This window comes from Streptomyces sp. NPDC005302, assembly GCF_040607345.1.
Classification (GTDB): domain Bacteria; phylum Actinomycetota; class Actinomycetes; order Streptomycetales; family Streptomycetaceae; genus Streptomyces.
On record NZ_JBEXGN010000002.1, the window covers coordinates 165169 to 184885 of the forward strand.

21 protein-coding genes, 1 tRNA gene and 1 pseudogene are annotated in these 19717 nt (G+C 71.4%); 6 read left to right on the forward strand and 17 right to left on the reverse strand.

Annotated elements, in window-relative coordinates; all coding sequences use genetic code 11:
- Positions 1 to 89: 89 nt before the first annotated feature.
- Together ABZT74_RS03110 and ABZT74_RS03115 are read right to left on the reverse strand one after the other, a co-directional pair.
- Positions 90 to 764 (reverse strand): TetR family transcriptional regulator, encoded by a 675-nt coding sequence (locus ABZT74_RS03110; RefSeq protein ID WP_356433381.1) that lies wholly within the window; start codon positions 762 to 764, stop codon positions 90 to 92.
- A 626-nt stretch (positions 765 to 1390) separates the two neighbouring features.
- On the reverse strand, positions 1391 to 2389 hold the full coding sequence (locus tag ABZT74_RS03115) for a sigma-70 family RNA polymerase sigma factor (protein ID WP_355882989.1): 999 nt from the start codon (positions 2387 to 2389) through the stop codon (positions 1391 to 1393).
- 168 nt (positions 2390 to 2557) lie between these two features.
- Here ABZT74_RS03115 and ABZT74_RS03120 point away from each other — a divergent pair, with 168 nt between their 5' ends.
- Positions 2558 to 3082, forward strand: a complete 525-nt coding sequence (locus ABZT74_RS03120) for an N-acetyltransferase family protein (RefSeq protein ID WP_356433168.1) — start codon at positions 2558 to 2560, stop codon at positions 3080 to 3082.
- Between the two features lie 62 nt (positions 3083 to 3144).
- Here ABZT74_RS03120 and ABZT74_RS03125 read toward each other — a convergent pair whose 3' ends face one another.
- Positions 3145 to 3951, reverse strand: coding sequence for a class III extradiol ring-cleavage dioxygenase (locus tag ABZT74_RS03125; RefSeq protein ID WP_356433170.1), 807 nt, complete (start codon positions 3949 to 3951; stop codon positions 3145 to 3147).
- Positions 3952 to 4093: 142 nt separating this feature from the next.
- Between ABZT74_RS03125 and ABZT74_RS03130 the strand changes: the two genes are divergently transcribed.
- Positions 4094 to 4603, forward strand: a complete 510-nt coding sequence (locus ABZT74_RS03130; RefSeq protein WP_356433172.1) for a MarR family transcriptional regulator — start codon at positions 4094 to 4096, stop codon at positions 4601 to 4603.
- 135 nt (positions 4604 to 4738) lie between these two features.
- On the opposite strand, the gene ABZT74_RS03135 is transcribed toward ABZT74_RS03130, so the two are convergent.
- Both ABZT74_RS03135 and ABZT74_RS03140 read right to left on the reverse strand, forming a co-directional pair.
- The gene (locus ABZT74_RS03135; RefSeq protein WP_356433174.1) at positions 4739 to 6283 is read right to left on the reverse strand and encodes an MFS transporter; all 1545 of its coding nucleotides are present in this window, start codon (positions 6281 to 6283) and stop codon (positions 4739 to 4741) included.
- Positions 6284 to 6542: 259 nt separating this feature from the next.
- The gene (locus ABZT74_RS03140) at positions 6543 to 7190 is read right to left on the reverse strand and encodes a TetR/AcrR family transcriptional regulator (RefSeq protein WP_356166947.1); all 648 of its coding nucleotides are present in this window, start codon (positions 7188 to 7190) and stop codon (positions 6543 to 6545) included.
- Between the two features lie 810 nt (positions 7191 to 8000).
- Here ABZT74_RS03140 and ABZT74_RS03145 point away from each other — a divergent pair.
- From ABZT74_RS03145 to ABZT74_RS03160, 4 genes are all read left to right on the forward strand, one after another.
- Positions 8001 to 9275, forward strand: coding sequence for a M6 family metalloprotease domain-containing protein (locus ABZT74_RS03145; RefSeq protein WP_355883007.1), 1275 nt, complete (start codon positions 8001 to 8003; stop codon positions 9273 to 9275).
- Between the two features lie 186 nt (positions 9276 to 9461).
- Positions 9462 to 11507: an IclR family transcriptional regulator C-terminal domain-containing protein gene (locus ABZT74_RS03150; RefSeq protein ID WP_356433176.1), complete on the forward strand. Its 2046-nt coding sequence runs from the start codon at positions 9462 to 9464 to the stop codon at positions 11505 to 11507.
- 153 nt (positions 11508 to 11660) lie between these two features.
- Positions 11661 to 12566, forward strand: coding sequence for a ScbR family autoregulator-binding transcription factor (locus ABZT74_RS03155; protein ID WP_356433178.1), 906 nt, complete (start codon positions 11661 to 11663; stop codon positions 12564 to 12566).
- 142 nt (positions 12567 to 12708) lie between these two features.
- Positions 12709 to 12781 (forward strand) — tRNA-Arg (locus ABZT74_RS03160).
- Positions 12782 to 12852: 71 nt separating this feature from the next.
- Here the strand turns inward: ABZT74_RS03160 and ABZT74_RS03165 are convergent.
- The 12 genes and pseudogenes from ABZT74_RS03165 to ABZT74_RS03220 form a co-directional block, all read right to left on the reverse strand.
- Positions 12853 to 14003: pseudogene (locus ABZT74_RS03165) on the reverse strand (site-specific integrase).
- Entirely contained in the window at positions 14003 to 14191 is a 189-nt protein-coding gene (locus ABZT74_RS03170; protein ID WP_356433181.1) for a helix-turn-helix domain-containing protein, read from the reverse strand. The pseudogene ABZT74_RS03165 and the gene ABZT74_RS03170 overlap by 1 nt, the downstream one beginning before the upstream one ends.
- Entirely contained in the window at positions 14188 to 15570 is a 1383-nt protein-coding gene (gene repSA / locus ABZT74_RS03175) for a replication initiator protein RepSA (RefSeq protein ID WP_356433183.1), read from the reverse strand. The genes ABZT74_RS03170 and repSA overlap by 4 nt, the downstream gene beginning before the upstream one ends.
- Positions 15567 to 15770 (reverse strand): hypothetical protein, encoded by a 204-nt coding sequence (locus ABZT74_RS03180; protein ID WP_356433185.1) that lies wholly within the window; start codon positions 15768 to 15770, stop codon positions 15567 to 15569. The genes repSA and ABZT74_RS03180 overlap by 4 nt, the downstream gene beginning before the upstream one ends.
- Positions 15770 to 15955: a hypothetical protein gene (locus ABZT74_RS03185; RefSeq protein WP_356433187.1), complete on the reverse strand. Its 186-nt coding sequence runs from the start codon at positions 15953 to 15955 to the stop codon at positions 15770 to 15772. The genes ABZT74_RS03180 and ABZT74_RS03185 overlap by 1 nt, the downstream gene beginning before the upstream one ends.
- A 90-nt stretch (positions 15956 to 16045) precedes the next feature.
- Entirely contained in the window at positions 16046 to 16603 is a 558-nt protein-coding gene (locus tag ABZT74_RS03190) for a GGDEF domain-containing protein (protein WP_356433189.1), read from the reverse strand.
- Between the two features lie 89 nt (positions 16604 to 16692).
- Positions 16693 to 17001, reverse strand: a complete 309-nt coding sequence (locus tag ABZT74_RS03195; RefSeq protein ID WP_356433191.1) for a SpdD-like protein — start codon at positions 16999 to 17001, stop codon at positions 16693 to 16695.
- Positions 17002 to 17024: 23 nt separating this feature from the next.
- Positions 17025 to 17180: a hypothetical protein gene (locus ABZT74_RS03200; RefSeq protein WP_148014056.1), complete on the reverse strand. Its 156-nt coding sequence runs from the start codon at positions 17178 to 17180 to the stop codon at positions 17025 to 17027.
- A gap of 10 nt (positions 17181 to 17190) precedes the next feature.
- Complete coding sequence (locus ABZT74_RS03205; protein ID WP_190034181.1) at positions 17191 to 17382, reverse strand: mobile element transfer protein; 192 nt, start codon at positions 17380 to 17382, stop codon at positions 17191 to 17193.
- A gap of 18 nt (positions 17383 to 17400) precedes the next feature.
- The gene (locus ABZT74_RS03210) at positions 17401 to 18075 is read right to left on the reverse strand and encodes a DUF2637 domain-containing protein (protein ID WP_356433382.1); all 675 of its coding nucleotides are present in this window, start codon (positions 18073 to 18075) and stop codon (positions 17401 to 17403) included.
- Positions 18075 to 18278 carry a hypothetical protein gene (locus ABZT74_RS03215; RefSeq protein ID WP_356433194.1) on the reverse strand — a complete coding sequence of 68 codons (204 nt, stop codon included), beginning with the start codon at positions 18276 to 18278 and terminating at the stop codon, positions 18075 to 18077. Before ABZT74_RS03215 ends, ABZT74_RS03210 begins: the two co-directional genes overlap by 1 nt.
- Before the next feature lie 83 nt (positions 18279 to 18361).
- The gene (locus ABZT74_RS03220; protein ID WP_356433196.1) at positions 18362 to 19717 is read right to left on the reverse strand and encodes an FtsK/SpoIIIE domain-containing protein; all 1356 of its coding nucleotides are present in this window, start codon (positions 19715 to 19717) and stop codon (positions 18362 to 18364) included.

Here is a 19717-nt window from a genome sequence, read left to right on the forward strand (position 1 = left end):
CAGGATGACTCCGAGAGTGTCGGGGTCTGTGTGCGTGGTGACCACCGTGGGCCGCGAGGTTGCGAGGGCGACGGGACCCAGGCCGCTCCTCACCCCGTTCGCATGCTCCACGGGAAGCCGTCCAGCGCTTCGAGGTTGCGCAGCGCGAGGGCGACGGGGCCCGCCGGTCCGTCGGAGGTGGCGTCGCCCGCCGCCCAGGCCTCGACGGCCACGCGGACGGCCGCGCTGGCCACGGCGGCCGTGAACCGCAGCCCGGCGTCGAGATCGGGGACCGCCGCGACCCCGGGCACCACGGAACCCTCGGCCGCCACCGGACCGGGCCCCTCGCCCGGAGTCCCCGCCTCGGTCACCGCCCCTGCCGCCCCCGCCGTCCTCGCCGCCAGCACCGACGCGAGCGTCCGCTCCGCCGTCTGGCACGCCTCGCCCCAGACCCGGAGCAGGGCCGGGTTCGCCTCGGCCAGCCTCAGCAGGGAGCGGACCCAGTCGAGGGACTCGTACCGGACGCCGACGCCCGGGGTCAGGGTGGAGACGACCGCGTGCCGGAGCGCCTCGGGAACGGGCAGGCCGGCCGGTGCGTCGCGGACCGCCTCGGCCCAGCGCTGGGCACCGGCGGCGAAGAGCGGGCCGAGCGACTCCTCCTTGGCGGCGAAGTACCGGTAGAAGGTGCGGGGTGCGATTCCGGCCGCGCGGGCGATGTCCTCGGCGCGGGTGGCCCGCAGCCCGTTGCGCATGAAAAGACCCGCGGCGGCCCGGGCGATCTCCATACGGGTGGCCGCCTTGCGCCGCTCGACGAGCGAGGGGCCTTCCAGGGCCGCGCGCCCGGCGGGGTCGAAGGCGGTGCCGGAGCCCGCTCGGCCGGTCGAGGCGCCTGCCTCATGTTCACTACCGCTCACGAACGGCAGGCTATGCCGCTGTGGCAGAATCTGCCATCCGGGTCACCCCGGGGTTCAGGTCCGGGGTGGCCCGTCTTAGCGTGCCCAAAAACCCCACGCGGCCCCACGGACCCCGGCTCGAAGCTCTCGCTCGCCGGGACCACCGGACGAAGAAGTGGAGCCGGGCCCCGGCGCCAGGGGGGGGAAGGCGCCGGAGCCCGGCTCTGGGAGAGTCCCGGCGCGGGGGGGGTGTGCGTCGGGACTCGGTTCTTGGGGGCGTCTCACGTCCGCCCGGACGGAGCCCTGAACCCTGGGCCCTGAAGTCTTGTTCCCTGAGCCCAGCAGGTTGAAGCGGTCTTACATGGCCATGTCTGGTCGACTTGTGGCCAACGTGGCACGCGTGCCCCTGCGCGAACCGGGCGAGCGGGGTCTCGTACCCCGTCCGCGAGTGAACCCGTACGGCGCACTCGCGTCGCTCGCCCCGCTCGTCACGGACACGTCCCGCACCCTCGCACGGGTCACGCCGCCGCGTCGAATCCGGTGTCGCGCGCCAGCTTCTTCAGCTCGAGCAGAGCGTGCTTCTCGATCTGGCGGATCCGCTCGCGGGTCAGTCCGTGCTGCTTGCCGACCTCGGTCAGCGTGCGCTCCCGGCCGTCGTCGATGCCGTACCGCATCTTGATGATCGAGGCCGTGCGCTGGTCGAGGCGGCCGATCAGGTCGTCCAGCTCCTCGCTGCGCAGCAGGGTGAGGACCGACTGCTCGGGGGACACGGCCGAGGTGTCCTCGAGGAGGTCGCCGAACTGGGTCTCGCCCTCGTCGTCCACCGCCATGTTCAGCGAGACCGGGTCGCGGGCCCAGTCCAGGACGTCACCGACACGCTCCGGCGTCGTGTCCAGCTCGGCGGCGATCTCCGCGTGCTCCGGCTCCCGGCCGTTCTCACGGTTGAACTCGCGCTGCACGCGACGGATCCGGCCCAGCTCCTCGACCAGGTGGACGGGGAGGCGGATCGTGCGCGACTGGTCGGCTATGGAACGGGTGATGGCCTGCCGGATCCACCAGGTGGCGTACGTGGAGAACTTGAAGCCCTTGCGGTAGTCGAACTTCTCGACCGCGCGCACCAGGCCCGCGTTCCCCTCCTGGATCAGGTCGAGCAGGGGGAGGCCGCTGCGCGGATACCGGCGCGCCACGGCCACGACCAGCCGGAGGTTCGAGCGGATGAACACGTCCTTCGCGCGCTCGCTGTCGGCGACCAGCGCCTCCAGCTCCTCGCGTGAGGCGTCCGCCTGGGCCTCCGCCTCGCCGTCGAGGATCTGCTGCGCGAACACACCCGCCTCGATGACCTGGGACAGCTCGACTTCCTTGGCGGCGTCGAGCAGCGGCGTACGCGCGATCTCGTCGAGGTACATGCCGACCAGGTCGCGATCGGCGATCTCGCCGCCAACGGCGCGAACACTGCGTGCCGCGTCGGTGGTCTCGCCGGTGGCGGACTTACGACGGGCGACGGCACGGGTTGCCATGCGTGCTCCCTTGCGATGGTGGGCTTGCGGGTGGTCATGGACTTCCGTTCACCATTCCGGGTGCCCGGCATCCGAAGGAAACAACGACTGGAATCAGGACAGAATTCCCAAGGAGCCCCTGGATTTTTCTGATCATGCAGTACCCTGTCGCACCACACGGGAGGGCGGATGCCGTCGGAACGTACAGAGGTGCAGGTCAGACCAGGAGTCGCCGCCGACCTCGCCGCCCTCACCGGCCTCTACAACCACTACGTGCGGGAGACGCCCGTCACGTTCGACACGGTCCCCTTCACGCCGGAGGAACGCCGGCCGTGGCTGCTCTCCCACCCTGAAGACGGACGGCACCGCCTGATGGTTGCCACGGACACGGACTCACAGGCGATTCTGGGGTACGCCACATCCAGCGCCTTCCGCGTGAAGCCCGCGTACGAGACCTCGGTCGAGGTCACCGCGTACGTCACCCCGGACGCCGGGGGCCGTGGCGTCGGCACGCTCCTCTACGAGGCCCTGTTCGCGGCGCTCACGACCGAGGACGTGCACCGGGCCTACGCCGGGATCGTGCCGCCCAACGAAGCGTCCGTGCGGCTGCACGAACGCTTCGGGTTCCACCACGTGGGCACCTATCGCGAGGTCGGCCGCAAGTTCGGCCGCTACTGGGACGTCGCCTGGTACGAGAAGGACCTCACCGCGTGACACCGGGCGGGACCGCGGCTCGCTGAACCCCGGCCCGCCCCCGCTGCGGGCGGTCCCCGCACTCAGCCGAACTGCACCGACCGCTTCGCCATTCCCAGCCAGAACCCGTCGATGACGGACCGCTGCCCGTCCAGTTCACCGGCGGCGTCCGCCGCGCCCATGGTGACGAAGAGCGGGGCGAAGTGCTCGGTGCGCGGGTGGGCGAGACGGCCCGCCGGGGACTTGCGCTCGAAGTCGAGCAGCGCGTCCACGTCACCGGCCTCCAGCGCGCGGTGCCCCCAGTCGTCGAACTCGCTCGACCAGGTGGGCACTCCCCCGCCGGTGTGCCGCAGCGCCGCGAGGTTGTGGGTGAAGAAGCCGGAGCCGACGATCAGCACGCCCTCGTCGCGCAGCGGCGCCAGCCTGCGTCCGATCTCGAAGAGCCGGACCGGGTCGAGCGTCGGCAGGGAGACCTGCAGCACCGGGATGTCCGCATCGGGGAACATCTCGACCAGCGGGACGTACGCGCCGTGGTCGAGTCCCCGGTCCGGGATGTCCTGCACCGGCGTGCCGGGCGCGCGCAGCAGTTTCCGTACGGACTCGGCGAGCCGCGGGGCACCGGGGGCCGCGTAGGTCACCTGGTAGTAGTGCTCGGGGAAGCCCCAGAAGTCGTAGACGAGCGGGACCGTCTCGGTCGCGCCGAGGGCGAGCGGGGCCTCCTCCCAGTGGGCGGAGACCATGAGGATGGCCTTGGGGCGGGGCAGGTCCGCGGACCAGGCGGCGAGCTGACCGGGCCAGACCGGGTCGTCGGCGAGCGGCGGGGCGCCGTGGCTCAGGTAGAGGGCGGGCATGCGCTCCGGTGCGGGGCGCTCCTCGGTGGCGGCGGACATGGCGGCTCCCTCCAGCGGGTTCACGCTCGATCGTACGGCGCGTTGCTTGATATTTGAAGCAGTTGCTTAAAGTCTCAAGTTCTTCGACGAGGCTACGCCCGGTTTGTTTAATTTTCAAGAAGGGGCTCGTACAGTGGAGTACATGAACACGGCATCCGCTCCCGCTGAAGAGCCGCGCTGGCTCACCGACGAGGAACAGCGCATCTGGCGCGCCTACATGCACGCCACGACCCTCCTCGAGGACCATCTCGACCGCCAGCTCCAGCGCGACGCGGGCATGCCGCACATCTACTACGGCCTGCTCGTCCAGCTCGCCGAGGCCCCGCGCCGCCGGCTGCGGATGACCGAACTGGCCATGAACGCGAAGATCACCCGGTCCCGGCTCTCACACGCGGTCGCCCGGCTGGAGCAGAGCGGCTGGGTGCGGCGCGAGGACTGCCCGTCCGACAAGCGGGGTCAGTTCGCGGTGCTGACCGACGAGGGCTACGAGGTGCTGCGGCGTACCGCGCCGGGCCATGTGTCCGCCGTGCGCCAGGCCCTGTTCGACCGCCTCGGCCCCGACCAGCAGAAGGCCTTCGGCGAGGCCATGCGGATCATCGCCGAGGGGCTCCAGCCGAAGGACGCGGGGGCGGACCTGCCCTGGCTGCGCTAGAGCGCCTCCGCGGACATGGGACTGCCCCGGCTCCCTGTGCTGGGAGCCGGGGCAGTCCCCGGAGTCGTACGGACGAGGCGTCCCCACCCCGCGTCCGTACGCGAAGTCCCGAAGAACCGGAGTGAGTCGGTGCCGTCAGTGGGCGATGACGGGCACCTTCAGCTCGTCCTCCGCGCCCTCGCCCGCGCCGGAGACCACGTTGGCGTCCGGACGGCCGGTGTTGATGAGGGTGAAGGCGATGCCCGCGGCGAGCACGAGGATGCCGACGGCCAGCCAGATCGCGATGCTGTAGCCGTGGACGGCACCCTGCGCCTGCACCAGCTTCTGCTGCGCGGGCGACGTGGCGCCGGCGATGTGGTCCGTGATGTACGCGGTCGTCGCCGAGGCGGCGAACGTGTTCAGCAGGGCCGTACCGATCGCGCCGCCGACCTGCTGCGAGGTGTTGACCATCGCGGAGGCGACACCGGCGTCACGCGGCTCGATGCCGTACGTCGCCAGGGACATGGCCGGCATGAACGCCGTACCCATGCCGAGGCCGAGGAGCAGCAGGCCCGGCAGCACCACGGTGCTGTACGAGGAGCCGATCTCCAGCTGCGTCAGGAGCAGCATGCCGACCGCGGCGACCAGGAAGCCGGGGCCCATCAGCAGACGCGGTGCGACCCGGGTCATCAGGCGGGCACCGATCTGCGTGGAGCCCGTGATCATGCCCGCGACCATCGGCAGGAAGGCGAAGCCGGTGGAGATGGGCGAGAAGCCCTTCACGATCTGCAGGTAGTAGGTCAGGAAGAGGAACGTGCCGAACATCGCGATGATCGCGAGGCCGAGGGAGAGGTAGACGCCACCGCGGTTGCGCTCGGTGAGGACACGCAGGGGCAGCAGCGGGGCCTTGACCTTGGACTCGGTGTAGACGAACGCGGCCAGCAGCAGGGCGGCGGCCACGAACAGGCCGAGCGTCACGGGGTCGCTCCAGCCGTCGGACTCGGCGCGGGTGAAGCCGTAGACCAGGGAGACCAGTCCGAGGGTGGACAGGACGACGCCGGGGATGTCGAGCGGCGAACGGTTGCGGCCGCCCTTCGGCTCACGGATGACGAAGTACGCGCCCGCGGCCGCGACGATCGCGAAGGGGATGTTGACGAAGAAGGTCCAGCGCCAGTTCATGTACTCGGTGAGGACACCGCCGAGGATGAAGCCGACGGCGCCACCGCCACCCGCGATCGCACCGTAGATGCCGAACGCCTTGGCGCGCTCCTTGGCGTCGGTGAACATGACGGCGAGCAGCGAGAGGGCGGCGGGCGCGAGCAGTGCGCCGAACACACCCTGCAGGGCGCGGGCGCCGAACATCATCGCGCCGCTCTGGGACGCGCCGCCGAGTGCGGAGGCGAGGGCGAAGCCGACGAGGCCGACGACGAAGGCGCGCTTGCGGCCCCAGATGTCGGCGATCCGGCCACCGAAGAGCAGGAGACCGCCGAAGGCGAGGGCGTAGGCCGTGACGACCCACTGCCGGTTGCCGTCCGTGATGCCGAGGTCCTGCTGGGCGGAGGGCAGCGCGATGTTCACGATCGTCGCGTCGAGCACCACCATCAGCTGGGCGAGCGCGATGAAGACGAGCGCTTTCCAGCGATTGCTGTGCGCGTCGGACTCCTGGTCCGGGACTGCTTTGGTCGTTGCTGTTTCAGACATGGGGATACCCACTCCGGGACTTCGTAGCGAAAAAATCCAGTGAAACCAGTGGAAAGGGACGGCTCGTCGACGGTGACGGCCGGATGCGCGGGACGGCTCGTCGACGCGTGCCGATTGCCGGGTGCCGAAGGCGCGTCGCGCGTGATGGGGACGCGGGCTTCGCGCGGTCGGTTGTGTGGTCGAGGGCGATCTTCAGATGCGGGTTCGGGTCACGAGGGCCGAGCGGGTACGGTCGCGGGTCGCGCGCCGGGTCCGGCGGTCAGCAGCCTCGTCGCAGTTCCTCCACGGTGGCGGCCGTTCCGGGCAGTTCGGAGCGGGCCGGAGCCCGCATTCCGTCCAGGAACAGCTGCAGATGACGGTGCACGAATCGGTCGATGCCCTGGCACGCGGTGCCCGGCAGCGGCCTGGTGAGCTGACTGACGGCGATCATGAGATCGCCCAGCTCGACGTCGGGGCGCAGCTGTCCGGCCTCGCGGGCGCGGGCCATCAGCCGCTCGATCAGGTCGGTGATCCGGTCGCGCGCCGCGACCAGGTCGGGGTGGTGCTGGTCGAAGCCCTCGGCGAGCATCGGGCACAGGGCGCCGATCCGCTCGTCGGCGGCGAAGTGAACGAAGCCGCTCAACGACTCGAAGGCGTCGCCGCCCCGGGCCAGCGCTTCCTCGACCCACTCCGAGGTGCGGTCCATCACCGAGCAGACGACCTCGCGGGCGAGAGCGTCGCGGTCGGGGAAGTTGCGGTACACCGTGGCGTTGCCGACGCCGGCCCGGCGGGCGATCTCGTCGAAGGGCACCTCGGCCCCGAACTCGACGAACATCTCGCGGGCGGCGGCGACGATCCGCTCCCGGTTGCGCAGGGCATCGGCACGGGGCCTGGCCACTTTGCGCTGCACGGGGGGTGCGGTCTGCACGGTGTACTCCTCGAAGCATCTCGGTGTCGGATAGCGATCCGGGGACTGGGTCCCCGCTTCGCTCGGACGTAGAGCTAAACGGGGAAACGATCCCCGGTTATTTCCCGACGGGCGAAGAACATTGTGTGACCTGGGTCACATCTCCGTCCGGGGTCGCCGCGGCCCCGGAGCAGGGGGATCCCGGGCCCGCTTCCAGGCCCGCTTCCGAGCCATTCGAGGCCCGGCCGGAGATGGCCCGGGGAAGGCCCGAGGATGTCACGGGGAAGACCTCGTGACAGGACGGGGTCCAGCCAGTGGCGTGCCGCCGGCCCGCTCCCGGGCCCTTCCACCCCCGCCCCCGTCCCGCTTCCGGCCCGCTCTCGTCCCGCTTCCGGCCCGCTCTCGTCCCGCTTCTCGCTCTCGCGGGGCTTGTCGGGCGGGGGGCAGGCCTTCTACCGGCCGGGCCGAAGCCCCATCGGTCCACTCCGAACCGTGCCGAAGGCCAGCGGGGTTGAACCCGACCAGGTCGCCGGGGCTGAACCCGACCGGGCCGCCGCTCCGAACCCTTCCGAAGCCCGCCAGGGATGACCGGATCAGCTCGCTCCGAAGCCTTGGAGGAGCTCGCCGGGGGCTGAACCCGACCAGCTCCCCCGAACCCTCGCGAAGGTCGCCGGGGCCGAGCCCGACCAGCTCGCTCCGGACCGTCGCGAAGCGCGCCGGGGATGAACCCGATCGGGCTCATCCAGCGCGCGCCCGGCGCGTCGGCCACCCAGGGTGATCGAAAGGGTGCAGTCCGAGACCGGCGGCTGCCGCGGAGCGAAGGGCCCCCGTATGCAGCCGTCCAGCCGCCGGATACGCCCGCGCCGTCTGGCCGCGCTCGCCACGGTGACCGTCCTGACGCTGGCCGTCAGCACCTCGGCCGGCAGCGGACACCTGACGGCGGGCTCGGCGACGGCGGGCTCCGTGCCGCTGGCCCGGTCCAAGGGCCTGGGCCCCTGCACGATCAGCGGTCCGGCGGGCATCCAGATGGGCGAAGGCATCCCCACGGCCCCCGGCTACGCCCGCTCGACCGGTACGGTCCGGGCACTGACCCTGATGGTCGACTTCTCCGACGCGCCCGGCAAGGGCAGCGCGCTCGACCGGTACGGCGAGTTCTTCCCCAAGACACAGGAATGGTTCCGCACCGGCTCCTACGGCCGCCTCGACTACCGCCCCGACGCCCCCGTCCGGCACTGGCTGCGGATGCCCAAGGCGTTCAAGGACTACGGCATAGAACGCGGCGCGCCCTTCGACCCCGGGTACCGCGAACTGGTCCAGGACATCGTGGCCGCGGCCGACCCCGAGGTCGACTTCCGCTCGTACGACATCCTGAACGTGCTGGTCACACCCAACGCCGGGCCCTCCGCACTGGACACCGTGCTGTCCGTGACGTTCGCCGGCAACACCGAGGCGCCGGTCGCGGACGGCGTCCCGGTCTCCAACGCGTCCTTCGTCTACAGCCGCCAGGACGACGGGTCCGGGTCGTACGCCGACACCGGCTACCGCGTCCTGCCGCACGAAAACGGCCACACCTTCGGCCTGCCCGACCTCTACACGCAGGCCGGCGGCGGGGCCGTCGGGCACTGGGACATCATGAGCGAGGACTGGGGGGCCGACAACGACCTCCTGGGCTGGCACAAGTGGAAGCTCGGCTGGCTCGACGACTCCCAGATCCGCTGCGCGGCGGGGACCGGGACCACCGAGTACACGCTGACCCCGCTGGAGCGGCGCGGCGGCGCCAAGCTCGTCGTCGTCCCCCTCGGCCCCAAGAGCGGTTACGTCCTCGAACTGCGCACCCGCGCCGGCAACGACTCCGCCGTCTGCAGCCCCGGCATCCTCGTCTACAAGGTCGACACGGACGTGGACACCGGGAACGGGCCGGTCACGGTGACCGACGCGCACCGCGACAGCGGCGGCTGCACCCGCTCCCCGAACGTGCACGCCGAGCTCTCCGACGCGCCCTTCTCCCCCGGCGAGACGTTCAAGGACACGAAGGCCGGACTCACCGTCCGGGTCGCGGACGCGGATACCGAGGGGAAGTATCGGGTGTACGTGACGCGCCACTGACGTCACCACCGACGGCCGGACGAGCTGCCGTACGCCCGTCGGGACGGGCGTCGGGACGGGCGTCGGCGACCGACCGGCACCGGGCCCGGGAGCGGCCGACCTGCCCCGTCGGCCGGGCACGCACTACCGTGGCTCATCTGAGACCCGCCACACGGTGACTCTTCCGAGAGCCGCAACGGAGAGCCCATGTCATCGAATGCCACGCCGTCGAATGCCACGCCGCCGCGTGCGACGCCGCCGACCGCAGCCCGGCCGGGAGCCATGCCGCCGAACGGCTCGTCGGCAGGTGCCCCGGAGGGCTCCGTGGACACCTCGGCGCATGCCTCGGCGGACGTCCCGGAGAGCGACCCCGCTCCCGTGATCCCCTCCGCGAGCGCACCCGGCGCACCCGCGGGAGTCTCCGCGAACGCCCCGACGGGTGTCCCCGGTGAGGCAGGTGTCCCCGGGGAGGCGGTCACGCCGCTGATCAGGGGGATCGCGGTGCTGCGACGGCTGACCGCGGCGGACGGGTCCTCCAGCCTGAGCGCCCTGGAACGCGCCACCGGCCTCGCCCGGTCCACCGTCGACCGGATCACGGCGACCCTCGCGCGCATGGGATACGTACGCCTCGACGGCCGCGACGCCGTCCTCACCCCCCGCCTGATGGAACTCGGCAACGCCTATCTCGCGGCCCTGCGGCTCCCCCGCCTGCTCGGGGCGCACGCCGACGCGCTCGCCGACGAGCTGGACGAGTCGGTGTCCCTCGCCGTCGGGGACCGCGACGGCATCCGCTTCATCCACCAGGCGACCCGGCGACGCGCGATGTCCCTCAGCTTCCGCATCGGCGACCGGCTCCCCGCCGAACGCACCGCCCCGGGATCACTGTTCGCCTCCGAGTGGAACGAGGAGGAGTGGGCGCACTGGCGGCGGCGCCGAGCCACCGATCCCGAGGACCGCGGCTTCCCCGCCGTACCGGCCCGCAGCAGGCCGTACGCGGAGGAGCGCGATGGGCCGGACGCGGAGGGGGCCGGGAGGTCGTCGGCTGAGGGCGGCGGGGGGTCGGTCGCGGAGAGCGGTGGAGGGCGGCGCGCGGAGAGCGGCGTGTCCGGCACCGTCTCGCCGAGTCGACTCACCACGGTCGGCGACGACTTCGCGGAGCGGGCGGCCGAGGCCGGCAGGCAGGGCTGGGCGTCGGACGACCAGCTGATCGAGCCGGGACTGGTCGCCGTCTCGATGCCGGTGCGCGAGGGGGGCCGGATCGCCTGCGTGGTGAACGTGGTGAGCCACACCAGCCGGCACAGCGCGGCCGACCTGCGCGAGACCCTGCTGCCACGCCTGCGGACCGCGGTGGCCGCCATGGAAAGGGAGTTGACGCTGGAGAGGGCGACCCCGCTCCCGGATCACGTGGGGCACGCCGACCCGGGCAGGCCGACGCCCTCGGGCCTCGCCGACTGGACCAGCGCCTCCAAGCACGAACTGGGACGGGAGTTCGTCGAGTCGCTGGCCCGCGGCCTGACCGTGATCACCGCGTTCGGCGAGGGCCGCGGCGAACTCACCCTCACCGCGGTGGCCCAGGCGACGGGGCTCGCCCGCGCGACCGCCCGCCGCGCCCTGATCACGCTGGAACACCTCGGATACGTCACCGCCCACGACCGCGTCTTCCGGCTCACCCCGCGCGTGCTCGGCCTCGGCTACCCGCCGCTCTCCCGGACGACGCTCCCCGAGATCGCGGCGCCCCACCTGACCGAACTCTCCCAACAGCTGCACGACTCGGTGTCCCTGGCGGTGCTGACCGGCGACGAGATCCAGTACACCGGCCGCGTCTCCACCAGCCGCGTCATGAGCGTCAACATCACCGTCGGCACCCGCCTGCCCGCGTACGCCACCGCGCTGGGCCGCGTGATTCTGGCCGATCTTCCGGAGGGACAGGCTCCGCTGCCAACGGAGTTGAACCCGCTGACCCCGCGCACCATCACGGACCCGGAACGCCTGAAGGCGGAACTGGACCGCGTACGGGAGGCCGGATACGCGCTGGTGGAGGGCGAGTTGGAGGAGGGCCTGCGGTCGATCGCCGTTCCGGTGCGGGACCGCGCGGGACGGGTCGTGGCCGCGGTGAACGTCGCCATGCACAGCACCCGCCGCACCGCGGAGTCGTGCGTCCGCGATGTCCTGCCCGACCTGCACGCGACGGCGACACGCGTCGAGGAGGACCTGCGCATCGCGGGCTGCTTCCGGCAGGTACCGCTGAACTAGCGGGCCCCCGCGACCCGATGGCGTGAAGGTGATCGGTGGGGGACGGCCTCGTTGACAGATCCAAAAGGGAATTCCTAGCGTCGCCCGCGGCAGACGGAACCGGCTGGACGACAGAAGCCCGGGTGATCGCGTCGTGGTGAGGCAGGAGCCGTGGTGAGGCAGGAGAGGTCCGAACGAACCCGGCGCAACCTCGTCGGCGCGGCGTCGACGGTGTTCGACCAGTCCGGCTACGAGCGCGCCACCCTGTCGGCGATCAGCGAGCGCGCGCGGGTCACCAAGGGCGCCCTGTCCTTCCACTTCGCCGCGAAGGCCGACCTGGCGCGGGCGGTCCAGGCGGACGCCTGCGCGGTGTCGGGGGCGGCGCTCGCGGAGATCGCGCGGCGCGAGACCCCGGCGTTCGAGATCGCCACCGCGATGACGCACACCGTCGTACGGCTCGTGGAGAGCGACGCCCTCGTCCGCGCGGGCGCCCGCCTCACCCAGGAGATCCGCACCCCGGACGATCCGGCGCTCCACGTCCACCTCAACTGGCTCGGCGCGCTGCACGGGGCCCTGCGCCGGGCGAAGGCCGACGGCTCGCTGCTCCGCGAGGTCGACGTCCCGACGGCGGCGTCACTGCTCCTGTCCCTCATCACGGGCACGACGACCCTCCCGCACATCACCGACCGCGGCCCGACCCCCTCGTACTGGGCCCACCGTCCCTCCCCCGAGCCGGGCGCCCGGCAGCACGAGACGGGAGACGGACTCCGCGAGGCGGGAGACGGGCAGCACGACTCGGGCGACCGGCGGCGTGACTTGGGAGACCGACTCCGCGAGACGGGAGACCGGCAGCACGAGACGGGAGACAGACTCCGCGAGGCGGGAGACCGACTCCGCGAGGCGGAAGACCGGCAGCACGACTCGGGCGACCTGCCGCGTGACTTGGGAGACCGCCCGCGTGAGGCGGGAGGCCTGCCGCGTGACTTCGGCGACCGACCGCGTGAGACGGGAGACCAGTGGCTGACGCGCGCACTCCACCTGATCCGCCCGGCCCTCTCCCACCCCCGAGCCGCCCCCTGACCGAACGCCCACCCGACCGACCCCGACCGACACGGGCCCACGCCCACCCGCTCCGACCAACGCCGACCTGCACGAACGGGAACTTTTCCAGCCCCCAGCCCACATCCGCTAGGCTAGCCACCGGATCGCACACGATCCGCACGCCTTCGTAGCTCAGGGGATAGAGCACCGCTCTCCTAAAGCGGGTGTCGCAGGTTCGAATCCTGCCGGGGGCACATGGGAAAAGGCCCCGGACCGATCATGGTCCGGGGCCTTTGACATCCAGTTTTGACATCAACGAGCACGGTCACTGACGGCCGGGGCGCTTCCTCAACAGCCGGTCCATGTGACTCATGGCTTCGCGCTGGGTGTCCTGCACGACGTGCGTGTACACGTCCATGGTGATGCTGATCTGTGAGTGGCCCAGGATCTCCATCACGACACGGGGCGCGACTCCGGCCGCCGTGAGCAGGGTGGCGGTGCCGTGCCGAGCGTCGTGCAGTCGGATCACGCGAAGGCCGGCGGACTCGGCAACGCGGGTGAAGGAGCGGTAGACGTTCCGCGGCTCGACCTGGCGGCCGGTGCGGGTGGTGAAGACGTAACCCGACTCGTTCCACTCCTCCCCCGCTTTGGCGCGTGCGGCAGACTGCCGCATCCGGTGCCAGCGGAGCGGGGCGATGCAGAGCGCGGGCAACGGAACGACACGGCGACGACGGCTCTTGGGATCGTCGTCGTACAGGACACCGCGACGGCGCTGAGTCTGCTGCCGGACGTAGAGAACCCGGTTGTCCAGGTCGAGATCCGACCACCGGAGTCCAATGATCTCGCCCCGCCGGAGCCCATCGCGATGGCGAGCACGAAGGCCGCGTAGAGCGGATCTCGTCGCGAGGCCGCGAGGAAGTCCAGTGTCTCGTCCAACGTCCAGGGACTCAGTTCCTTGTTGTCCGTCCGGGGCGGCTCGACGAGCTTGGCGACGTTGCGCGCGATCAACTCCTCGCGGCAGGCCGAGGACAGGGCGGAACGCAGCACGCGGTGAGACTCCTTGGCCGTTGCCGCAGTGGTGTCCTTCTCCATACGAATGAGGAAGCGTCGGACGTCCGCGACGCCAAAGGATTCGAGCCGCTTCGAGCCGAGCAGCGGCACGAGATAGAGCCGGACGTGTGCCTCGTACTTGTCGTACGTGCTGAGCTTCCGTCGGGGCTTGATCACGTTCTCCAGCCAGTACGGCAACCACTCGGCGAGCTTGGCCGATCGGGTGGGCACGGGCACGCCCTGGTCGACCTTGGCGAGCAGCTCGCGCCGCTTGGTGTCGCACTCGGTCCACGTCTTGCCGTAGGCGAACTTGCGGGCCCGAGTGCCGTCCGGTTGGAGGACGTAGACGGCGCACTGATACCGCCCGTCCTTGCGCTTGGTGATCGTGCCCGCGCCGTTGGGATTGCGCTTGCGCTGGCCGGCCATCAGGCAGCCTCCTCGATCTGGCCGAGGATGAAGTCCCGTACGGCGTCGGCGGGGATACGGCGAGCGCCGTCAATCTTGATCGATATCAGGCGGTGCGAGCGGATCAGGTCGTAGACCTTCGAGCGTCCGAGCTTGAGCAGTGCCATGACGTCCGGCACGGTCAGCAGCTCAGCGGTGGCGGTGGTCACGCTGCGGCTCCTTCCGGGGCGAGTTGGTCGCGTAGGGCTTCGCGGGCGGTGTCGCGGTTGTGCTGGAGGTCGCGGGCGATGGTGGCGGCGAGGGCGGATTCGCCGGGGGTGTGGCCGTGGCCGGCGTACTGCCAGTCGGCCAGGACGAGGACGGTGTCCGGCTCGCGGTCCTCGATGCCGAGGGCGGCGCGTTCTTGTACGGCGCGGAAGTCGGCTCGGGCCTGGCGGAGTTCGCCGAGGGTGGTGGAGTAGCGGCGGGACTTGGAGGAGAAGTGACCGCGGAAGCCGAGCATGTGAGCCCAGGCCCACAGCCGTCGTTCGGGGTAGAGCGGATCGAGGTGCTTGCACGCTTCGATGAGGCGGCGGGTGTGGTCGGGGATCTGGTGGCGGTCGAGTTCGGAGAGTTCGCCGATGCGTCGGTCGAGGCTGCCGGTGTTCTCGGCGGCTTTGGTGGCGTACTTGGCGACGTAGGAGGCGACTGCCTGTTCGGTGATGTCGGAGCCGTCTCCGAACGCCTTCACGGGGCGCACGTCGAGCTGCGTTCCCCATCGGAAGGTGCGGGCGGGTTCGTCCTGGACGGCCGGGACGGAGACCGAGGTGTAGGAGTGCGCCGCGGCGGCGTGGATCGCGTCGGTGAGAAGGCCGGCGCTCGCCCAGGACGGGGGCGTGGTGTCGGGTCCGTCCGGTCCGTCGAGGCGGATGACGGCGTGGAAGTGCAGGGCGCCGCGCTTCTGGAACTCGGCGACTTTGCCGTACGACACCCGTGCGTGGGCGGGCAGTTCGCTCCGTGTGAGGCCGGCGCGGGCGGCGATCTCGCGGCGGAGCCGGGTGGTGAAGCGCTGCCAGAGGTCGCCCGCGTGGTTGTTGAAGAGGACAGCTCCTGCGTAGTCGTAGGTGGCTGGGTCGAGTGCCGTTCCGAGGGTGGGGTCGTCGGCGGGGTGGTGGGTGCCGCAGCGGCAGATGCCTCGGTCGGGGCGGTTGTGGACGGGGCCGAAGGACGGGGCTGTGAGGGTGGCGAAGACCCTGGGGTGATCGCGGACGCTGGAGGGGATGTCGCGGCGGTCGTCGCCCGCCAGGCCCGCGCGGATCAGGTGGTAGGTATCGCCCGCGTACGTCCAGGCGCAGGAGGGGCAGCGGGAGGCCCGGCGGTTGCCGCACGCGACTCGCAGTCGTCCGCCGGGCTCGGATTCGGTCGAGTAGTGATGGAGAGTCTCGCCGGTGGTCTTGTCCTTGCTGAGGGTCCAGCCGGTGAGGTGGATGGGGTCGGCGCAGCCGCCGGTACGGCGGATCTGCTCGTGCCAGCGGTCGAAGTCGTCGGCCGAAGCCACCCTCAGTAGATCGCCGAGGGTGACCGGGTCGAGCTGCGTTGCGAGGTTCAACGGCGCCATCCCCGCTTCTGAGGGGTGCTGGCGTTGCTGCTGGACGCCTCGTTGGAGGAGCGGCCGGCGCGCTTGGCCTGTGCGGTCCGGTCCTTGTCGTGCAGGTTGTGTGCCCTGACGATCTTCTTCAGGCGGTCGTAGTCGCCGTCGATCGGGTCCGGCGGAATGCGGTCGACTCCTCGGCTCCAGTTGCGGGGCATCAGACGCTCACCGCCTGGCGCACGGCGGGGCGGGTGGTGGTGCCGGTGCCGTGGCAGGCCGGGCAGTGGGCGGTGATGGTCCGCAGGTGTCCACGGCGGTTGCGGCCGCCGAGGGTGACGGCTGCCGAGGCGAAGCCGTCGCAGTTGGGGCAGATCCGGGACCGAGTTCGGGCGCGGGGAGTCATGCTGGGAGTTCCTTTCGATTGCGGTTGGAAGGGGCCGGACCGTCCGGGCGGCGGCGATGCTTGGCGGCTTGTGCGTCGCCCGGAGGTCGGTCAGATGGAGGCGGGGCGTTGTCCGCGGCGGGTGGCATGTCCCTTGGCCGCGTACATAGCGGCGTCGGCGGCGGCCAGGGCGTCGGGGAGTGTTCGGATGGGCAGGTCGGCGAGGCGGCACGAGCCCAACGAGGCGGCCAGCGGCAGCATCTGCCCGGCGTGGAGGAAGGGCCGGTGCAGAGCACGGCTCAACTCCCCCAGCTGGGGACCGGCGAGGAGACCGACGACGGCGACGAACTCGTCACCTCCGAGCCGTCCCGCGATGCCGTGCCGACCGCACCAGTTGGTGAGGCGGGCGCCGGTCGCGGCGAGGGCGGAGTCCCCGGCGGCGTGGCCGTAGGAGTCGTTGAGGATTTTGAAGCCGTCCAGGTCGACCAGGACGACGATCGCGTCCGAGTGCCGGCGGATGAAGCGGATGGTGCGGGCAGTCCATCCGGCTCGGGTGTACAAGCCGGTGAGTGGGTCGCGGCGGGCGGCGGCGAGCCGGTGGGCGAGGAGCCCGGAGTGGGTGGCCCAGCCGACTAATGGCAGGACGGCGGCGAGCGATTGCGTGTCCACGGTTCTCCCTCTGCGGCGGTTGGAAGGGGTGCGTGAGCCGTCCGGACGGCGGCGATGCTTGGCGGCTTGTGGCACCGTCCGGAGGCCGGTCAGCGGCGCCTGTTCTCGGAGGTGATCAGCGAGCGGATAACCAGGGCGCAGATGGCGACGGACGCACCCGTGATGGCGACCGCGAGGAGCATGGAGACCAGGACGGCTCCGACGACCAGGACCACGGCCGTCCCTCCACCGACGAGGGCGATCACGGCGCCGGGGGTGAGCTGGACAGTCGGCCGGGCCGATGTCGGTGTCGGCGTGGAGGCGGGGGCGGCCTGGATGACGGTGGTCGGCTCGACGACGGCGGGCGGGGCGACACGGCCGGTGGGCTGGGGCATGGTCGGGACCTTGGGGCGGAGCATGGTGGATCTCCCTTCGAGGGCGGCTACTTGACGGCGGTGTCGATGGCGGGAGCGAGCAGGCTGTCGGCGAGGAGGTAGCCGCCGAGGAGGAGGACGGCGACGAGCCACCAGGGCGGGCGGATGAGCTTGACGCCGAGCGAGCCGACGACGATCAGGGCGAGCCAGAGCGGAACCTGCACGGGTGTCTCCTCAGCGGGCGGGGCAGCGGTGGGTGCGGGCGGCGAGCTGGGCGGCGGTCTGGCTGGAGTAGTCGGCGGACCAGCCGCAGTGGTCGTTGGTGCACACGGCGGCGTGCTTTGTGTGGCCGTGGCGGTCGCGGTGCGTGCCGATCTGCACGGGGCCGATCCGCATCAGGGAGTGGAAGTTGTCGCGGGCAGGCATGGCGGTTCTCCCTTCGTTTCAGGCGAGTTGGGCGGCGATGGCGTCGGCGAGCTGGGGCGGGACGCCGAGGCGTGCGCGCAGGGTGTCGGTGTCGATCGGGGAGCCGGTGCGGGTGTGGTGGTCGGCGGCGAGCTTGCGGGCGTGGTCGACCAGCGCGGCCGGGACCGGCGGAGGCGGTGAAGCCGGGGCAGCGGGGGCGAGCGCCGGGGTGTTCTCGACCGCGGGGAGCGGGGCCGGTTCGGGCTCCGGGTCGGGGGCGGATTCCTGTTCCACCTCTGGTGCCGGAACCGGTGCTGCGGGTGCCGGCCGAAGGGGCTCGGGATCCTCGGACGTGTGGGAGTGGGCGAGGAGTGTGCCGCCGAGGAAGGCGAGTGCGGGCCATCCCGCGATGCCGAAGCGCAGCCAGGCCGGTGGATGGGCGAGGTCGAGGAACCCGGCGGTGGCGACGTTCGCGCCGAGCGAGGCCACCAGGGCGATGAGGAACCAGCACCAGGCCAGCCGCGACGGGCCGTCCGAGCGGAGCCGACGCCAGGCGGCGACGAGGAGCAGATCGACGCTGATCGGGTAGGCCCAGGCTTTCCAGCCGTCCTGCCCGGCGGCATCGGCCAGGTCGTGGAGATGGGCGAAGGACAGGGCACCGGCGATGACGGCCTGGACGAGGACGGCGTCGACGCGGAACGCGGGGCGAGCCATCACGCCCTACCGGGATAGTCGGGGCCGCCGGCGGGGTCGTAGCCCGGCGGGAACATGCCGGGCGGCGGCTCGGGCAGCGATGCGGCCAGGCACGGGCCGATGGTGTCGATGAACGCGTCGTCGGCACCGGGCATGTCCGCGTAGAGGGCCAGTGCTCCGAGCATCAGCACGGTGCGGTGGAAGTCCTCGATGTGTTCGCACATGGGGATCGGTCTCCCTTCTTTCAGGCATGGAGGGGGTAGGGACCTGGCGCGAGACGGTCACGCCAGCCGAGGAGAGGGAGGTGTCAGGCGGTCGCGGGAGCGTTCTTGGCGAGCGGCTCGGAGGCCGGGGCCAGGGACCCGACGACGGGCCGGAAGGGCGCGAGCGCGGGGACGTCCGGGGTGCGGTCGGCGTACCGGTTGCAGATGTTCACGGCCTGGCGCAGCGAGGTGTGCGGGGCGCGGATACGGGCCCAGCCGCCGGAGGAGTCGCCGGTCACGGCGATGCCGGGGGTCTCGGTGGGGATCTGGATGGCGGCGAGGACGGCGTCGGGGGCGATGTCGCCGAAGGCCATGTTGGCGGAGGATTCGTCGTTGACGCGGTGAGCGGTCCGGCCGGTGAGCTGGGCCCGCAGCATCGTGATGCCCTTGCCGAGTTCGGAGCCGAAGCGCTGCCCGCAGATCTCCAGATAGATGCCGGCGGCCCGGCCGAGCTGGGCGAGCCGAACCAGGGCGGTGATGATCCGGTCCCGGCGCTTCTCCTCGTCCTTGGACGCGAACAGGGCCAGTTCGGCGACCTCGTCCACCAGGACCACGATCGGGACCGGGCGCAGGTGGTCGGGTAGATCCCAGATGTCGGAGGCGATCTCCGCGTCGGCGACGTTCACCGTGATCCGCTGCTCAGCCCTGATCAGTTGGTAGACGTCTCCCATGTGGATGACAAGGGCTTCGAGCAGGTCGAGGGCAGCGTCCGGGTTGTCAGCGAGCGCGGAGAACCGGCGAGCCAGCGGGAAGAGTTCGACTCCCTGCTTGCAGTCGATGCCGACCAGCGCGACGTCCAGCGGGGCCAGACCGACGACCAGGTTGCGCTGGAAGACGGACTTCCCGGACTCCGTGGCCCCGAGGATCAGACCGTGTGGGACGGCTCGGTAGTCCCGGTAGTGGACGGACCCGTCCTCGCGCAGGGCGACCGGGACGCGCATCGGAGCGGGATCGGTCCTCGTGGGCATGTGGACCCGTTTGAGGACGTCGTAGCCCGTCATCCGTACCTCGACCACACCCGAGCGCAGCTCACGGGAGGTAACGCCGTACATGGCGAAGGAGTGGCGCAGCCGGTCCGTGGCGGCTGAGACGTCGAACGCGTCCTGGCCGGGGCGGAGTTTGAGGCGGAGGACCAGGCCGGTCCGGGTGGGGCGCAGACGCAGGATGCGCGGGGCGCGGGACTCCGGAACGGGCCGGTTGGCGATCCGGGCGAGGGCCAGGCGCCAGCGTGAGGGCGGGACGGTCAGCCTGCACGCGTCCATCACTGACGTGTAGTTGACCAGCACCCGCCCGATAGCGAAGGCAGCCCCGAAGACCAGCCAGTACCAGGCGGGACGCCGCCACCGCAGGAGCACCGCCGCAGCAACGACCAGCACCAGCGCGACTGTTAAGACCTTCAT

Excerpts from the sequence above, each read along its gene's own strand:
- ABZT74_RS03110 (WP_356433381.1), bottom strand. The coding sequence starts at position 764 with ATGGAGATCGCCCGGGCCGCCGCGGGTCTTTTCATGCGCAACGGGCTG.
- ABZT74_RS03115 (WP_355882989.1), bottom strand. The coding sequence starts at position 2,389 with ATGGCAACCCGTGCCGTCGCCCGTCGTAAGTCCGCCACCGGCGAGACC.
- ABZT74_RS03120 (WP_356433168.1), top strand. The coding sequence starts at position 2,558 with ATGCCGTCGGAACGTACAGAGGTGCAGGTCAGACCAGGAGTCGCCGCC.
- ABZT74_RS03125 (WP_356433170.1), bottom strand. The coding sequence starts at position 3,951 with ATGTCCGCCGCCACCGAGGAGCGCCCCGCACCGGAGCGCATGCCCGCC.
- ABZT74_RS03130 (WP_356433172.1), top strand. The coding sequence starts at position 4,094 with ATGAACACGGCATCCGCTCCCGCTGAAGAGCCGCGCTGGCTCACCGAC.
- ABZT74_RS03135 (WP_356433174.1), bottom strand. The coding sequence starts at position 6,283 with ATGTCTGAAACAGCAACGACCAAAGCAGTCCCGGACCAGGAGTCCGAC.
- ABZT74_RS03145 (WP_355883007.1), top strand. The coding sequence starts at position 8,001 with ATGCAGCCGTCCAGCCGCCGGATACGCCCGCGCCGTCTGGCCGCGCTC.
- ABZT74_RS03150 (WP_356433176.1), top strand. The coding sequence starts at position 9,462 with ATGTCATCGAATGCCACGCCGTCGAATGCCACGCCGCCGCGTGCGACG.
- ABZT74_RS03180 (WP_356433185.1), bottom strand. The coding sequence starts at position 15,770 with ATGCCCCGCAACTGGAGCCGAGGAGTCGACCGCATTCCGCCGGACCCG.
- ABZT74_RS03185 (WP_356433187.1), bottom strand. The coding sequence starts at position 15,955 with ATGACTCCCCGCGCCCGAACTCGGTCCCGGATCTGCCCCAACTGCGAC.
- ABZT74_RS03195 (WP_356433191.1), bottom strand. The coding sequence starts at position 17,001 with ATGCTCCGCCCCAAGGTCCCGACCATGCCCCAGCCCACCGGCCGTGTC.
- ABZT74_RS03205 (WP_190034181.1), bottom strand. The coding sequence starts at position 17,382 with ATGCCTGCCCGCGACAACTTCCACTCCCTGATGCGGATCGGCCCCGTG.
- ABZT74_RS03210 (WP_356433382.1), bottom strand. The coding sequence starts at position 18,075 with ATGGCTCGCCCCGCGTTCCGCGTCGACGCCGTCCTCGTCCAGGCCGTC.
- ABZT74_RS03215 (WP_356433194.1), bottom strand. The coding sequence starts at position 18,278 with ATGTGCGAACACATCGAGGACTTCCACCGCACCGTGCTGATGCTCGGA.
- ABZT74_RS03220 (WP_356433196.1), bottom strand. The coding sequence starts at position 19,717 with ATGAAGGTCTTAACAGTCGCGCTGGTGCTGGTCGTTGCTGCGGCGGTG.